The 15967-nt window shown below is 45.6% G+C and carries 16 protein-coding genes and 1 tRNA gene; 10 read left to right on the top strand and 7 right to left on the bottom strand.

Features of this window, described 5'->3' with window-relative positions; all coding sequences use genetic code 11:
* Positions 1–65: 65 nt before the first annotated feature.
* A complete protein-coding gene (locus tag ACK3SF_RS02260) occupies positions 66–875 on the bottom strand; it encodes an MBL fold metallo-hydrolase (protein WP_414838201.1) in 810 nt (269 codons plus the stop codon).
* Positions 876–1079: 204 nt separating this feature from the next.
* Between ACK3SF_RS02260 and ACK3SF_RS02255 the strand changes: the two genes are divergently transcribed.
* The 4 genes from ACK3SF_RS02255 (at position 1080) to ACK3SF_RS02240 (ending at position 3095) form a co-directional block, all read left to right on the top strand.
* Positions 1080–1150: transfer RNA gene (locus ACK3SF_RS02255), tRNA-Cys, on the top strand.
* Between the two features lie 52 nt (positions 1151–1202).
* Entirely contained in the window at positions 1203–1553 is a 351-nt protein-coding gene (locus ACK3SF_RS02250) for a hypothetical protein (protein WP_414838200.1), read from the top strand.
* Positions 1554–1635: 82 nt separating this feature from the next.
* On the top strand, positions 1636–2244 hold the full coding sequence (locus ACK3SF_RS02245; RefSeq protein WP_414838199.1) for a class I SAM-dependent methyltransferase: 609 nt from the start codon (positions 1636–1638) through the stop codon (positions 2242–2244).
* 71 nt (positions 2245–2315) lie between these two features.
* Positions 2316–3095 (top strand): MBL fold metallo-hydrolase, encoded by a 780-nt coding sequence (locus ACK3SF_RS02240; RefSeq protein ID WP_414838198.1) that lies wholly within the window; start codon positions 2316–2318, stop codon positions 3093–3095.
* A gap of 10 nt (positions 3096–3105) precedes the next feature.
* Here ACK3SF_RS02240 and ACK3SF_RS02235 read toward each other — a convergent pair whose 3' ends face one another.
* Positions 3106–3978 (bottom strand): phosphotransferase family protein, encoded by an 873-nt coding sequence (locus ACK3SF_RS02235; protein ID WP_414838197.1) that lies wholly within the window; start codon positions 3976–3978, stop codon positions 3106–3108.
* A gap of 71 nt (positions 3979–4049) precedes the next feature.
* Here ACK3SF_RS02235 and ACK3SF_RS02230 point away from each other — a divergent pair, with 71 nt between their 5' ends.
* Positions 4050–4508, top strand: a complete 459-nt coding sequence (locus ACK3SF_RS02230; RefSeq protein ID WP_414838196.1) for a hypothetical protein — start codon at positions 4050–4052, stop codon at positions 4506–4508.
* On the opposite strand, the gene ACK3SF_RS02225 is transcribed toward ACK3SF_RS02230, so the two are convergent.
* Positions 4505–5326, bottom strand: a complete 822-nt coding sequence (locus tag ACK3SF_RS02225) for a metallophosphoesterase family protein (RefSeq protein WP_414838195.1) — start codon at positions 5324–5326, stop codon at positions 4505–4507. The two genes, ACK3SF_RS02230 and ACK3SF_RS02225, sit on opposite strands and share 4 nt — an antisense overlap.
* 295 nt (positions 5327–5621) lie before the next feature.
* Between ACK3SF_RS02225 and ACK3SF_RS02220 the strand changes: the two genes are divergently transcribed.
* The 3 genes from ACK3SF_RS02220 to prf1 all read left to right on the top strand — a co-directional run bounded on the left by ACK3SF_RS02220 (position 5622) and on the right by prf1 (position 11035).
* Positions 5622–8216, top strand: coding sequence for a valine--tRNA ligase (locus ACK3SF_RS02220; RefSeq protein WP_414838194.1), 2595 nt, complete (start codon positions 5622–5624; stop codon positions 8214–8216).
* 82 nt (positions 8217–8298) lie between these two features.
* Entirely contained in the window at positions 8299–9720 is a 1422-nt protein-coding gene (locus tag ACK3SF_RS02215; RefSeq protein WP_414838193.1) for a hypothetical protein, read from the top strand.
* 73 nt (positions 9721–9793) lie between these two features.
* Positions 9794–11035, top strand: coding sequence for a peptide chain release factor aRF-1 (gene prf1 / locus ACK3SF_RS02210; protein WP_414838192.1), 1242 nt, complete (start codon positions 9794–9796; stop codon positions 11033–11035).
* A gap of 12 nt (positions 11036–11047) precedes the next feature.
* Here prf1 and ACK3SF_RS02205 read toward each other — a convergent pair whose 3' ends face one another.
* Together ACK3SF_RS02205 and ACK3SF_RS02200 are read right to left on the bottom strand one after the other, a co-directional pair.
* Positions 11048–11998, bottom strand: a complete 951-nt coding sequence (locus tag ACK3SF_RS02205) for a DUF368 domain-containing protein (RefSeq protein WP_414838191.1) — start codon at positions 11996–11998, stop codon at positions 11048–11050.
* A 27-nt stretch (positions 11999–12025) separates the two neighbouring features.
* Positions 12026–13471: a hypothetical protein gene (locus ACK3SF_RS02200; RefSeq protein WP_414838190.1), complete on the bottom strand. Its 1446-nt coding sequence runs from the start codon at positions 13469–13471 to the stop codon at positions 12026–12028.
* 130 nt (positions 13472–13601) lie between these two features.
* On the opposite strand from ACK3SF_RS02200, the gene dcd reads away from it, so the two are divergent.
* Positions 13602–14186 (top strand): dCTP deaminase, encoded by a 585-nt coding sequence (gene dcd / locus ACK3SF_RS02195; RefSeq protein ID WP_414838189.1) that lies wholly within the window; start codon positions 13602–13604, stop codon positions 14184–14186.
* A gap of 26 nt (positions 14187–14212) precedes the next feature.
* On the opposite strand, the gene ACK3SF_RS02190 is transcribed toward dcd, so the two are convergent.
* Positions 14213–14356 (bottom strand): DUF2175 family protein, encoded by a 144-nt coding sequence (locus ACK3SF_RS02190; protein WP_414838188.1) that lies wholly within the window; start codon positions 14354–14356, stop codon positions 14213–14215.
* A gap of 148 nt (positions 14357–14504) precedes the next feature.
* Between ACK3SF_RS02190 and ACK3SF_RS02185 the strand changes: the two genes are divergently transcribed.
* The gene (locus ACK3SF_RS02185; RefSeq protein ID WP_414838187.1) at positions 14505–15245 is read left to right on the top strand and encodes a TatD family hydrolase; all 741 of its coding nucleotides are present in this window, start codon (positions 14505–14507) and stop codon (positions 15243–15245) included.
* A 13-nt stretch (positions 15246–15258) separates the two neighbouring features.
* Here the strand turns inward: ACK3SF_RS02185 and ACK3SF_RS02180 are convergent, their stop codons facing one another.
* On the bottom strand, positions 15259–15918 hold the full coding sequence (locus tag ACK3SF_RS02180; protein ID WP_414838186.1) for a LamG domain-containing protein: 660 nt from the start codon (positions 15916–15918) through the stop codon (positions 15259–15261).
* Positions 15919–15967 lie beyond the last annotated feature (49 nt).

Raw genomic sequence — 15967 nt, 5'->3', positions numbered from 1 at the left:
TTATCCAGTAGAGGCCTTGATAGAATAAATGAGAATGTGGGTAGAAAGTGAGAAAAGGAAAAGTTTTAGAGCTGGAACTGGTGTCCCTGCTCCGCCACGCTGAATCCTCTTTCGTTGAGAGTCTCTCTTTCCTCGCTGTCCTCTCTCAAAACAGGATTTGTGTGGTTCATGTGGATGAAGTAGATCTTCGTGTCCACGTCTTCGAACTGATCCAGGCTTCTGCGGATCGGTGGATGCGGTACTTCCTCGTAACGCCCGATCTCGTCTTCGCTCCAGAAAGTTCCGTCGATCAAAGCTACATCAGCTTCCTGGATACAGGCCTCTATCTCCTCCGTGAACTCGGTGATATCGGCAAGGTAGAACAGCTTTCTGTCCTCGCCGTGGATCATGTATCCTGTAGTATTATGATTCACGTGCTGATGGTAGAACTGATGTGACTCTACTTCTCCTCCCTGAATATCGATAGAGTCCCCGTCACTGAACTCCTGCATCTCCAAGTTATCCCTGTCGATCAACAGTCTGTAAGGATCATTCTTCATCATGAAATCCTCTACATCGTCACAGCAGTAAACACTTAGATCAGAGGCATCAGGGCCTTCAGGCCCGAAGAACTGGAGGCCTGTCATATGTCCAAGAGTGGACAGAGGAATGAAGACGCCGTCAATATACTCTCCTCCACTAAGCTGCATCCTGATATCCGGAGAGGCCTCGATAAGATATCTGGCGGAGTTTTCACTTTCATCTTCCTTCAAGAGAAGTGAAGAAACAAATTTCTGCTCCTCAGGATTTTCTCTGGCGTTTTTACAGACTTCACAGTCGCATCCGAGATGCGGAACTCCTCCATCCTGAACATTCCCTAGTACCTCAACTTTCATAGTAAAAAATTAATTCCTCCTTGAAACAGATACAGGATGCTAATAATAAAAAACAAATCCAGGCCTACCACCAAGACCTGATTTAAAAACTACTGAAAAAATACCTCATAAAGATCGGCAACTCCAGTTTCCATAAAAATTTACACAATGCCGGGTTGGCAGAGAACGCACCTTACGGTGCTGGAACTGCACAACCGTACTAATGCCGGGTTGGCAGAGTAGTCATGCAGCGGCCTGCAAAGCCGCCTACCAGGGTGCAAATCCCTGACCCGGCTAACTTTTCACTCTATCGAAAAATTGTAAAGACTAAGAACACATTCTCTATCCATGTACAATCAAATTGGAGAGGCCGTAAAACAATATCTTGACGAAGATATCTTGGGGTCTGTACCTGCTATATATCTTCTCGGATATGGACTAGGCCTTCATCTTTATCCAGGAAATTTTTCCGAATTAGAGATTATTGATACTGCCACACAGTCCTTATCTGCTGGATTAATAGTATTCGTAGCCTTATTCGGTATTCTTTACCTGCAAAAATCTGCAAAAAATCAAATTGCAGATAAAACAGAGCTATTCACAAAAGTCGAGAATATAGAACAAGAAGCAACTGGAGAAGCCATAGTTAACTCCTTACTTTTAGGAAGCGGTCTAACATTAGCACATTGGATAATCTAAAAATTTTGTAGAGGCCTCTATTTTTCGTTGTTTACTTGAATTTTGCGGTGTAATTTGGAGTTATAAGAGGTATTGAAAATTTATGAGAGAGAAAGTGCGTCAAGGATACGAAGCTGGAGATTACGAGGGAGAGTTCCGGAATGAAAGGGATGTGAGGCCTGAAGAAGAGGAGCTTTTCCAGAGCCTGTTCGAATTGATTCCCGGGAACGGTGATGTCCTGGATCTTGGATGCGGGACAGGTGAGCCTTTCGATCGTTACTTAGTGGATCAAGGCTTTGATGTTACAGGTGTTGATATCGTTGAGAAGCATATCTACGCCGCCAGAGAGCATGTTCCGGAGGCTCATTTCTTCCAGGGAGATTTCTTTGACGTGGAGCCCGAGAAAGGAAAGTTTGATGCAGTTGTAAGCTTTTATGCCATATTCCATCTTCCGAGAGAAGAGCACTCCGATCTTTTCGAGCATATCAACGACTTGTTGAGAGATGACGGCGCTATTCTTGTCACTGTTGGAGCCGGAGAGATGGATGAGCACACGAACGAGGAGTGGGCTGACTCCGAAATGGTGTGGAGCTCGTACAGTCAGGAAAAGAATCTTGAAATTATAGAGGAAGCGGGATTCAACGTAGTTGAGACTTATGAGGAGGAAAGTGATGATGAGCACCATTTATGGGTGCTGGCGGAGAAGGCCTGATCAAGAATTCTTTTGGAGCGGAACTTGAGAGGCCTCTCTGTTTTATAGTTTTTCAGCGCCATTATTTTTCTATGGAGCTACAGTTTCTGGGAACAGGTGGTGGAAGGTATGTTACAGGTATGCAGCGCAGGAAGACCGGTGGGATAGTTATCAAGACTGATGAGACACAGGTTCACGTCGATCCGGGACCTGGAGGTCTTGTGAACAGCCATGAGTTCCTTGAGCATCCTGAGGAGACTGAAGCTGTTCTTGTAACTCATGCACATATGGATCACTTTAATGACGCCCAGGCTATAATTGAAATGATGGTAGAGGCCTATAACAATGCTGGCGTACTTCTTGCGAACAGGACTGTGCTTGAAGGATTCGGAGATCTGGAGAAAGCTATCTCAGATTATCATCAAGGCCTCTGTGGACGTGTAGATACTATGAAGGAGGGCTCGACGCATGAAGTCGGTGATCTCGAGATCGAGTGTCAGGAGATGTTCCATAGTGATCCGAAGACTATAGGTTTTACCGTTGAGAGCAGTGAAAAGAAGATTGGATTCTGGACGGATACAGAGTTCTCCGGAGAACTTGTGGATCTTTACAGCGACTGTGATACGCTTGTAGTCTTCTGCTCAAGGCCTGTAGATTCTGCTACCAGCAGCCATACTGCTGTGGATGAAGTTCCGGATATTGTGGAGGCCTCTGATGCAGATACAGTTATTTTAACGCATTTCGGCTACAAGCTTCTGGATGAAGGTGTAGAGGAGCAGAAGAAGTGGCTGGAGGAAAAGATTGATGCCAAAGTTGTGATGGCTGAAGATGGAATGAAGTTCCCGGGGAACCGTACACTGGATGCATTCTGAAAAATTTTTTCTAGAGGCCTTCAACAGTATTTTCCAGGCCTCTGGCCCATTCATCCAGATCAACGTCCCTGTCGTTTTGCAGACACCATTCTCCTCCTCTGGCATCTCTCAGTACTGCCAGTGCAGTGTAGTTTCTCTCCAGTTCAGGCCTCAATTCGGCATCTCTGAGGCCTGTATATCCATCGATAAAGTTTCCCAGAGTTTGATCGCCGTATTTCGACATTATCAACTCTGCATACATCAGATCGAAATCCGGATCTCCGTAAATTGCTCCATCGAAATCCAGAACTGTTACAGAAAGATCATCGGCAACGAAAACATTGTCCGGAGTATAATCCATGTGCAAGATCCTGCTATCCGGAGACTCCGGTAATTCATCTATATCCAGCAGTTCATCGGCTTTCTCCACTACAGGCCTGAATCTATCGCTGTCAACATAATCCAGAGTTCCCTGGATATCGGAGTCTATGAAACTTCTCCAGTCATCGAATACTCCCTGCTCGAAACCATGTTCCGGATCAGGATTTCCATATCCAAGGCCTTCCTGCTGGTGTACAAGTGCCAGGGCCTCGCCAGCATTTCTGACGGCCTCAAGATATTGTTCCTCGGTGAACGTGTCTCTGTTATCGAGTGAGAGGCCTTCAAGTCTGTTGAATGCTACGAAAAGCGGGTCCTCGCTGTAATCTATGACTTCTGGAACAGGTACTCCGTTTTCACCCAGCTTATCGATCATGAAACGGTTTATCCTGATCTTATCGTCAAATCCTGCAGAGGCCTGTACAACAAAGTTTTCTGCGATATACGTGTCGCTGACGATTCCTTCCTCTGCCTCATGTGCCTGGATTTCTCCATTCCTGATTTTTTCCAGTATGTTCTGTTCCATACAGTTCACCCGTCACGATGATAGGGTATTAACCGAAAAAGTTTTATTTGTCACTGTTTAATAACAACCACATGAATCTTCCGGATCTTGATGAGCTAACAGGAGAATCTGCCACCAAGAGCAGGATGAAGATGGACTGGGAAGTCGATGGAGCTGTAGCTGTATACCACCTCTCTGAGGCCTCCAGCACGTATGAAGTTACTGAAAAATATGCTACACCCGGAAGAGTTGACAGAGCGATCAATAGATTCACGGAGGGAGACGACATTCCCGAAATTCTGGGAATGAGAGGTAAATCCTGGTCAGAAACACTTTACGAAGTAACAGAGGAAATGCTGGATGATCAAGTCGAAGAACTGGTATTTGACCACGGAGAAACATACAGAGTTATGAAAGACCCTACTCCGGAGTCAGCAGCCGCAGAGGCCTATATCCACCTGGCAAGAACTATCAAAATGGATCCAAGTTTCCGTACAGAAGCCGATATGCAATTAACTGCCGATTACTTCCCTGAAACAACTGCCGACTAACAGAAATCAAGGTTTCCTACTTTTTCATTCTCTAAATCAATTACAACATGCCTGTTAAGGCCTGCATTCACTGCAACTGTCCCGCCTATTTTCTCTTTTCCGTAGCCTTCATGCATATGCCCTGCGATAGATAGTACCGGATTTTTCTCCTCTATAAGTTCTCTGACGATTATAGAGCCGTAGTGTCTTCCATCGGCAGGAGAATCAGGATTTTCTATCCTGTCAAGCGAAGTATTATGAGGTACATTGTGTGAAAGAAAGATTACAGGTTTCTCGGAGGCCTGGAAAAGTTTTTCAAGCCTCTCTTTCTGTTCAGTGTACTCTTTCCGGATCTCTTTCATCTCCTGTTCGTCTTCAGGCCTGTCGTCCTCGTACTGAGGGATTTCAGGGCCTGGACACGGTCCGTAGCCGATGTAGCTGTACTCTGAGTCCTGGAATATCTCTCCGTTGATGTTATGGATATTGTTGAATTCGTCGACCAGTTTCTGGAAATGATTTTCTCCCAGAAAGTCCCAGGCCTCGTCGCCGATCCAGTCCCAGTTCCCGGGTACAAGGAAAACAGGCTTGTCAAAACTGTTGAGGTATTCAAGCACCTGTCTTCCTTCCTCAAGGGATTTCTCAACGGCTTCCCTGGCGGTTTCCCTTCCAAGTACATCGTACCATTTTTTCTGACTGTCTATAGAGTCGAACATTGCATTCCTCATCGTGTCAGAGTCCCCACAGACATCACCTGTTACAAGTATCACAGAGGCCTCTTCCGCAAGGCCTTCGATCTCAGGTTTTTTCCCGTGGCAGTCGCCGACAACTAGGATCTTCATACAAGTGTTCATGATAGTAAAATGATTTTATTGTATCGAATTCCGGGAGGAAGTCTCGAAGTTCTTTTAAATCTTGAGGCCTCTAAAGGATGCATGGAGCTTGATGCAATGAAGGGTGGACGTTTTGTATCCGCCGGGCATGTTTTCACCGATTCAATTTAGCTCCTGCTCTACAAACTTCTTCAGACGTGATTCTATTATGCGACAATTAATCAAGACTAGACTTAGTTATACCTCTGAAAATCATTTTAACAGTTCCTTGGGAATCTCTTTTCACGAGGCCTGAAACTATACTATGTTAGGAGATTATACGCCGGAAGATTTTGAGGAAAAATGGAGTGAAAAATGGGTTGAAAACGGGACTTACGAGTACGAGGGGGATGAGGATAAAGATGTTTTCTCTATCGATACACCTCCTCCGACGGTTTCCGGAAGCCTTCACTTCGGACATACCTATGGAAACACGTTGATGGATTTCATGGCTCGTTTCAAGAGAATGCAGGGCTACGATGTATACTATCCGTTTGGATACGATGACAACGGTATTGCATCCGAGCGTTTAACTGAGAGAGAGCTTGGAATCCGCCATCAGAACTTTACACGAAGAGAGTTCCAGGAGAAGTGTAGAGAGGTCTGTGAGGAATACGAGAACGATTTCACAGATGCCATGCAGCAGTTCGCCTTCTCCATGGACTGGAACAATACTTACAAGACTATCGAGCCGAGAGTTCAGAAGATCTCTCAGCTTTCGTTCATAGATCTGTACGAGCAGGAGCGTGAGTACCGTCAGAAGGCTCCTGCGATCTGGTGTCCCGAATGTGAGACAGCTATCAGCCAGGTCGAGACAGAGGATATGGAGGAAGACTCGCATTTCAACGATATCGAGTTCCCATTAGCGACGGGCAACGGATCAGTGATGATATCGACTACAAGGCCCGAACTGCTTCCGGCATGTGTCGCGATCATCGTTCATCCTGAAGACGAGGCGAACAACAATCTTGTCGGAGAAAAGGCAAAAGTCCCGATCTTTGACTACGAAGTCCCTATAATCGAAGATGAAAGAGTCGACATGGAGACAGGCACCGGCGTTGTTATGTGCTGTACTTTCGGAGATCAGACAGATATCGAGTGGTACCAGGCCCACGATCTCGACTTGAGAGTTGCCATGGATGAATCCGGGGAGATGACTGAACTGGCCGGAAAGTTTGAAGGTCTTGACAGAACAGAGGCCAGAGAAGAGATCGTCGAGGAACTGGATGAATCAGGATTTTTGATGGATCGCTGGGAGATAGAGCATACTGTCCAGGTTCATGAAAGATGTGATGAGCCGATAGAGTTCCTTGTCAAGAAACAGTGGTACATCGAAGTTCTTGATCACAAGGAAAAATATCTGGAAGCCGGTAGAGAAATGGACTGGTTCCCCGAGAAAATGTTTACACGGTACGAGCACTGGATTGAAGGCCTTCAGTGGGACTGGTGTATCTCACGGCAGAGAGACTCCGGTATTCCTCTGCCTGTCTGGTACTGCAGTGAATGTGAGCAGGAGATAATCGCTGAAAAAACTGATTTACCTGTTGATCCTATCCAGGACGAAGCTCCTGTCGATGAATGTCCAGAATGTGGTGCAGAAGAGTTTGAGCCTGAAGAAGATGTCCTGGACACCTGGGCAACTTCAAGTTTGACACCGCTGATCAATGCTGACTGGGGCTGGAACGCTGAAGAGGAAGAGTACGAGCTTGGAAGACCGGAGCTTTACCAGATGGATGCACGCTATCAGGCCCACGACATCATCAGTTTCTGGCTATTCCATACCGTTGTAAAATGTGTTGAACACACCGGCGAAGTTCCATTCAAGGATACGATGATCCATGGATTCGTACTGGATGAGAACAGGGAGAAGATGAGTAAAAGCGTTGGAAACGTCACAACTCCTGAAGAAGTCCTTGAAGACTTCCCTGTCGATGCCGCACGGTACTGGGGTGCACGCACCAAGGTAGGCGACGACCTGGCACTGAAGGAAAAAGATCTTGTCGAGGGAGAGAAGCTGATGAGGAAGCTGTGGAACGCATCAAAGCTTATCAACGATCTGACTCCTCACAAAGATATCGAAGTCGAGGAAGAAGATCTCGATGAGATCGATCGCTGGCTCCTAGCCGAGATGGATGAACTAGTCGAGTTCACCACTGAAAAATTCGAGAACTACGAGTTCTCACTTGCCCGCGATCGTCTGCGGGAGAGATTCTTCAACATGTTCTGCAGCGATTATCTGGAGATCGCCAAGCAGCGTCTCGACGACGAAAAGAACAAATCCGCTCAGTACACACTTGTCAAGGCCCACAGAACTTTCCTCAAATTGTTCGCTCCGATGCTGTCACATACGACAGAAGAGATATGGAACGAACTGTATGAAAATACATCGATCCACAGGAGCGACTGGCCAGAGGCCTCAGGTATAGAGGCGGACAAAGAGGCCGGTGAGAACGCTATGGAAGTTGTATCAGCATTGAGAAAGTTCAAGACAGAGCATCAGATGTCGCTGAACGAGGATATCGAGAGAGCGGAAGTCTACGGCAACATTTCAGGCCTTGAAAGCGCTGTCAAGGAAGTTATGCACGTCAACAGTCTTGAACAGCTTGAAGGCGAGCCTGAGACAGAGAACAAGATTATCGAGATCAAGCTCAATTACTCGAAGGCAGGGCCTAAGTACGGAGATAAAGTCTCTGAGATAGAAGCGGCTTTAGAGGACAACGATTACATGATCGACGATGGCCGTCTTGAAGTAGCAGGCGAACACCTGAAGCCTGAGATGTTCGAAGTACGACAGGAACGAACATACACCGGCGAAGGCGAGATGATAGAGACAGAGAACACGATCGTCATCATACACTGAGAGGCCTTCAAAGGCCTCTGAAAATATTTTTTTTCTCTTTTTCTTCGTTAGATTTAACTTCAAGCTGCAGTATACTGTGTTTATGGAGTATTGGAAGAAACTTCTTACTTTGTTCATTCTGATTGCGTTCGCAGTTGCTCCTGTTATCGGAGAGGAATACTATGGCTGGGATCCGCAGACAGGTAGCAGCGATGATCAGATCAGTCTTGAGGTTACAGGGATATATGACTCCACATCCTGTAGTCTTTACGATGCTTCAAGTAACAGTGAGCTGGCCTCTACCACTTTAGGTAAAGGAGATATATGGACTCAGGAGACTGCGCCAGGAGACTTCATCAGGTTGCAGTGTAGCAATGATGTGGCTCCATATCTTGGAGATGATGGCTGGGCGGCAAAGGTTTACTATCCTGACGTCAATGGAAGTTTTTCAGGGGATAGATTTGTTTTTCAGGCGATAGAATCGAATAACGATGGCGCTACAAGATTTTACGCTCCTGAAGAAACTGCCTCGGTAGATGTGACAAATCTTAACGATGGAACAGTTTCGAGCTTTACTGTTAACTCCAATAGATTCCAAAAGATGACTCTTACAGGAGGGAACAGTTACGAGGTTGAGTCAGATAAAAAGTTAATTATAGAGAATACTGCTGGAAACGCTTTTGAGATGGCCCCATCAGCGAATGGAGGAATGAAGGGCCAGGAATTTTACGGTACAACGAGTAACTGGGAGAGAGGTGCTTATGCTATTTTTTCATATGGTAAACCGGTTAACGTAGATGTCTACAGTCTAACAGAGACAGGATCCTCTATATATCAGAGCCATAACATAGATGAGGACTCACGCGTGTATCAAAGCGGTACCGGGGTTGAAGAATTTCGCTTCGTCGCTAACGACACGATATCCGTTTGGATAGGAGATACTGAAGGAGGGAACAGCATAAGTTACATGGGTGACGACTTCTCCATGACGCGAGTAGAGCCAGGAGAAAACAAGATGATCGGAGCCGGAAGACATAGCCCTAACCTTGTTGCAATGGCGACTGAAAACGATACGAAGCTCGAGGTGGACGGTACAACATATGAAATGGATAAAAACGGATTCAAACAGTTCTCTACTTCGCCACCTCACACATACAATGTAAGCACGAATAAACCCGTGATAACACAGTTCATAGCTGGAAACAATCTGAATGACGAAGGAACATATCTTCTCCAATCAGAACCTGACGGAGGTCTCTGTGACAGACGTGGACCGAAAAACGAATGCATATCATCAAATGTACATCAGATAAGCGCCAGATCATTTGAGATAAACTCTATCTTTGAGTCAAAACCATCCTCCGCACTCAAGTCAGCTGGCGGCGCATCAGATATCACTGTAAATAACAGAAGCATTATCTCAGGCCTCTGGAGAGGCGATATCAACTTTACAGCTGATGAAATTGTTCTCAAGTCAGGTGCAAGATTCAGGCCTGTAAATAGAATTATACTGAATAACAGATAGCTTTACTGATTTTTTGAGGAGTTTCTGAAGGCCTGTTTTCAAGTTAAAAGAATTCGGTGCCTATTTGTGAAGCATGAGCAAAGATCAAAAGCATGAGGAGATGTCGAAGTACGAGCTGAAGCGGCTTATAAATGAGTTGGAGGATATCAGAGGCCGGAACACTGAGCTTGTTTCTCTGTATATCCCGGCCGGATACGATATGTCCAAGATCTCTGATTTTATTACTTCTGAGCAGAGCGAAGCGGAGAACATCAAGTCGAAGCATACCAGGACGAACGTTCAGGATGCACTCGGCAAGATCGGCAGGAAAGTTTCCGAGGAGCATGAGACACCTGAAAACGGCGTGGCTTTCTTCGCAGGAAATGTTTCAGATACAGAAGGACGACCAGATATCCAGATCTGGGAAGTTATACCTCCACAGCCAATTGAATCGCGGCATTACAGGTGTGACAAGGAGTTTGTTCTTGAGCCTCTGCAGAACATGGTCGTCGATGATCGTGTCTATGGATTGATCGTGGCGGACAAGTCAGAGGCTGCTATCGGATATCTTCAGGGAAGTAACGTGAAGACAGCTTACACTATGGATTCCAACGTTCCCGGAAAGACAAGGGCTGGAGGACAGTCCGCTCAGCGTTTCGCCCGTATAAGGAAGCAGATGCTGAAAACTTTTCTTACAGAGATTGCGGACAAATCCAAACAGGCCTTTCTGCAGAAAGCTAGAGAGGGAAAGCTTCTCGGGATAGTTATCGGAGGCCCTGGATTTGTGAAGGAGAAACTTGTTGAAGACGACTATCTGCACAAAGAACTTCAGGAGAAGGTAATAGCTACAGAGTCAATAGGCCATTCCGGCGAAGGAGCGTTAAAGGAACTGGTTCAGAAAGCAGAGGAAAGTATAGAGGACTCACAGGCAGTCAAGGAGAAAAACCTTGTCAATGAATTCTTCGATCACCTGAAGTCGGAAGACGGAAAATCAGAGTACGGAGTCGAACAGGTCAAACAGGCCCTTGACATGGGTGCCGTGGAAACAATACTTATCTCAGAAGACCTGGAGATGTACGAGGCACAGTACAAATGCCCACAGGGCCATGAAAAAACAGTATACGAACGGGAGCCTGAGATAGATGACTCTATCAGCTGCGATGAATGTAACGAGGAAATGGATCTCGAGGAAATAGGACACATCGTAGACAGATTCGGTGAGAAAGCTGAAGAGATGTCAAGCGAACTGGAGATAATATCTACAGAACACGAGGAAGGACAGCGACTTATGAACATGAGCGGAATAGCGGCAATACTCAGATACCGGATAAGATAAAGAAAAATTTTTTCAGAAATTCTCAGAGCCAGAACTGTAGGAATGCAAAATAACTACTGCAAGGCCTCCAGAAATAGCTGCAACGGAAAACTCTGGAGCAACACTGATCCAAGAGGCCTCTACAGACGAAAGATGCTGGCTGAGCTGTAAGACAGGTGCCCGCAATGCCCCGACTATCATACTTACAAGGAATACCATTGTCGCCTTTCTGTAACTTTCCAGAGATTTTCTGACTACATGAACTATCGAAAAAAGGCCTATGAATGCTCCAGAGACGAAGACTGCGATAGGACCGGAAGTCTGTATCAGTGGCTGGATATCTCCGGTCGTTAAAAGTTTCAGTGCTGCAGAAAGGAAATCTGAAAGCGCTGCAGAGATGTATTCATACTGTCCAAGTATCACAAGTATAAGTGATCCTGATATACCTGGAAGAATCATGGCGCTGACAGCTACAGCTCCTGAAAGAACTAGAACAAGCGGAGAGTGGCTCAAAGATGTTGCTCCATAACCTGAAGCGATAAATGCAAACAGGAAACCTGCAAATGCTGTAATTTTTCTTCTTGTTGTTGATATATCTACTTCATTGTAAAGTATAACTGCTGAAAACGCTATCAATCCTGAAAAGAAGCCATAAGTTACTGCAGGAAAGTTTGAAATAGCATAATGCATAAAACGGAGCACAAGCACTACTGCAGTGGCTATACCCGCTCCAAGCACCACGAGGAATGGGATATCGATATCTATCAGCTTCTCCTTTATTTCGCTGATATTGAAATCCTTCAGAGATACGAAGATATCTTCAAAAGTTGAGAAAGTTATCCCTGTCAGGGCCTGTATCAGTCTCTCGTATATGCCAGTGATAAGTGCTATCGTTCCTCCTGATACTCCGGGGACAGCGTCGGCAGCACCCATTGCCAGGCCTTTCAGATATATCTCAAGCCACTGTCTTAATCCGGACCCCATAAAAGGAACTTTTTCGTCTGGATTTATTTAACTTGAAAGGAGATCACGCAAGGCCTGTAGAATATTTCTCAGCCATGTTGAGAAACTGTTGCTGGAAATTTTTTCAGCAGTGCTGTTATCCGGCGAGAAATCGAAAGGATTCCGCACTTCTTCTCTTTCAGGAACATCTATATCCTCTATCATGATCCTGTTTGAACCTCTATCTATCTCCGAGGCCCTGTAAACGCTGTAATTGTAGTTATTTATTCTGTCGAGACATTTTTCGAATCTCTGTCTGTTGCTGTAGTCGCAGGGCCTTAGATCAATTTTCTCCGAGTATATACTCCATTTTTCCTCGTTGGAATCTACTTTTTTCCCGGGATCGATGCTGTAAATATCTCTCATAGATCCGTTTGAGTTGACGATAAAGTTCTTGATGATAAGTTCCGAATATGCGTATCCGAATCTTCTTTCATCCGGATACTCTACAGGACTCCAGGCCTTCATGAAATCCATGTCATCTCTGTAGTACTTCCAAAGTCTTTCTCTATCTCCCTGTGATGGAAGCGTGATCCTGTAACGGCCATCATCTCTCTGAACAGTGTATGTCACATCATCTCCGAATACTTCTCTGACTCTATCACGGCCCTGAAGCTTTATCTTCACCAGATACTCCACGTACTTTCCTGTTCCCTCATCTATGTAGCTGCTGCGAGTCTGATCCCAGTTCAGAACTCTATCGTTAAGTCCGTGAACAACTTCGTGCGCCAGTATAGGTGTAAATTCTTCCTCCAGATTTCTGCGTATCTTTATGCTTCCTCCGATGTATTCTCCTGCACTCCATAGGCCTACAGACCTGTTAAACGTCTCAGGATCCATAACAGCTACAGGAAAGCGCTTAAAGTTCTGTACCTGTCCTGTCATTGCAACAGGTATCTCATACGCCAGAGAATGATTGCCTTCAGGCCTGTCGCCGAAAAATTCGAAGTATTCTGTCCTATTACCTTTTCCAGCCTTCAAACGGATCTGGACAGGGCCTGTACCTGTAAAGTTGAAGTGGTCCTTTCCATAGGATGTTTCAAATCCGTACGTGGTCCTGCCCGAGATGACGTTATCCATCTGGACTTCTCCAAAAGTTCTTTCACCGGAGAATCCTGGAAGCGAGAACTCTCTCTTTCTGAGGCCTCTGTACACTTCCTCAGCCTCTCTGTTGATCCTGAAATTTATTTTCACAGTTTCAGAAGTTCTTCTTTCTCCCCTGTTCGTCTCAAGACTGAGCATGTTTCCCTCTATACTGTAGTCCTCGATCTCTCCAATACTGTCCCTGACATTCAGGACCTCGACATCTTCAGGGAGAGGCCAGTTAGGAAGCCTCCAGCTGTTGACAGGGCAGCTGGAGCTTGATATATCGCAGTCAAGCCGCACAGTAGTATTTATCTCGACGTCTCGATTGTCGGAGTCTATAGTGTACTGCACCTGTGAAGCGGCTGGCACAGCTAAAACAGCTAGAACAAAAACGAATGTGAAAAATTTCAGAGGCCTCTTCATGTTAAACTGATTTCTGTGGAAGGGATAAGTGGTTTTCGGGAAAGAATAAAAATTTCTCGTCCGCTTCTGGAATACAATGGCTATACTTTCAGATACCGAGCTCAAGGAGATAATCGAAGAGAAAAACGCAGTATATACTGATAGAGGCCCTGATATCGATATGGATCTTCAGCTCGGGCCTTCATCCCTTGACCTCCGCCTGGGATACGAGTTCGGATTTCTGGATACGAGAAGTGTAAAGGCCCTTGACACCAGAAAAATGGAGAACTACGACAAGATAAGAAATACAAGGAAAACAACTCCTGAAGAAGGAATGGTGATCCATCCTGGGGAGTTCGTACTTGGCTCTACACTTGAATCCCTGAAAGTTCCCAACGATCTTGTTGCAAGGATCGAAGGCCGCTCATCGTACGCTAGATTAGGCCTTATCCCTCACGCTGCCGCAGGATTCGTTGATCCTGGATTCGAAGGCCAGATTACACTGGAGATACAGAATCTTGGTAACGTACCTATCACGATCTATCCTGAGGACAGGATCTGTCAGGTAGTCTTCGAGACAATGACTTCAGAATCTGAGCAGCCGTACGGCGAGAAAACTGATTCCAAGTACATGAATCAGGAAGGTGCTACAGGCTCAAGACTGGACAAGGAGCATAGATAAAGAAAAAGGTAGGTTTTTGCACCGGATCATACCTTCTGCATGCCGCCGTTCTTTTTTTCAAGACAGCTGGCATGCACACATCCTTCTTCCGAATCGTAGAACATCTGATCCGAGTGCACGCTATTACCGCAGATCAGGCAGAAACCTACCTGTCTGACAAGAGTTCGCATACTTGCATCTCCCCCTCTGTAAAAATTCTTATCCCCAAGCCAACTTTGATACTTCAAATAATAAAAATAAGATTGCAACAGGCCACAACTTAATCTTTTCTGGAGTGAGGCCTCTACGTTTAAACCGTTTTTCCGGCAATAAACCGTTATGAGGCCTGTAGATTCGCACTGCCATCTGGACTTTGAAAATTTTGATGAGGATCGAGACGAAGTGATCGGAAGAGCGAAAGACGTACTGGATTTCGTGGTGAATGCCGGAAGTAATTTTGAACATAACGAAAAATCTCTGGAACTTGAAAGTGAGACTGATGGATTTGTAGTTGCTAATCTAGGCCTTCATCCGACGTATACGGAAAGTTTCGATGAAATAGACAGGATAAAAAAGCAGATCCGTGAAAATGATCCTGTGGCAATAGGCGAGATAGGCCTTGACCATCATCACGTAACGGAGAGCGAAAGTAGGGATGAGCAGGAGAAAGTTTTCCGGGAGATGCTGGATCTGGCGGAGGAGCTTGGAAAGCCTGTCGTACTGCATACAAGAGATGCCGAGAAGAGAACAGTTGAGATACTGGGAGAATACGATCTCAAAGATGTTATGCTTCACTGTTTCAACGGAGCACCAGAACTGGCGGAGGAAGCTGTGGAGAAAGGATACTTCATCGGCGTTACGACACAGGTACTTTATTCGAACCGTGTTCAGGAAATCGTTGATAGAATAGGCCTTGAAAAACTGCTTCTTGAAACGGATTCGCCGTTCCTGTACCGTGGAGAACGGAACGAACCTGTCAACGTAAAGGAGAGTGCTGAGAAAATCGCCGAGATCAAGGAGACGAATTACGAGAAAGTTGTAGAGGCCTCTACCGTGAACGCAAGAAAAATTTTCAGGTAAAAAATATTCTTTTTTACAGAGTTCTAATGTCTGAGGTATGTAGCCCTCTCTGTCCTACAGAGTACAGGTAGCTTACTTCCTGCTCTGTTAACACATGATCATATATTCTGATATTGCAGATATCTGCATTTGCAAATCCGTCGCTTTTTGATGGATTGGCACCTATAATGAAAGGGTTTCCTCCGTAGGCAAGAGAGTAGCTGGACGTCCCAGAGTTTTCCTGTACAGCATCTACATATATCGCCCAGGAATTATCTGTTCCTCTGTAAGTTGCTGTTACTTGATGCCATGATCCGTCTTCTATACCGGTCGATGCTGAGAGAGTATTAGAACTGGAACCATCCCCTATTTCCATGGCCACTGAACCTGAAGATGGCTGGATATTGTATCCTGCAAAGCTCCAGTTGTTTCCCGCATACCTGGGATAAGTGCCTCCATGACCTCCACTGGTTTTTATCCAGGCTGAAATAGAGACTGTAGATGGCTCAATATCCGAGTTGCTTCCAGCATCCACATAGTCATCAGTGCCATCGAAACTGTATGCTCCGGAACCGAAGAGGCCTGAGACGTTCTGCGTTACTCCGCCATTCAAACTTCCATTATTGCTGTTTCTGGCGTCGTATGCTGTGCTTCCGGATGTTTCATCCAGAGGCCAGTAAGCCTTCAACACCATTTATGTATACCTCTCTCGTCGGAAAATTCTCTGTTTTTCGGAAAAGTTT

This window comes from Candidatus Nanosalina sp. VS9-1, assembly GCF_047555085.1.
Lineage (GTDB): Archaea > Nanohalarchaeota > Nanosalinia > Nanosalinales > Nanosalinaceae > Nanosalina.
Note: the sequence above shows the minus strand (reverse complement) of the source record. Positions and strands in the feature narration are given on the sequence as shown.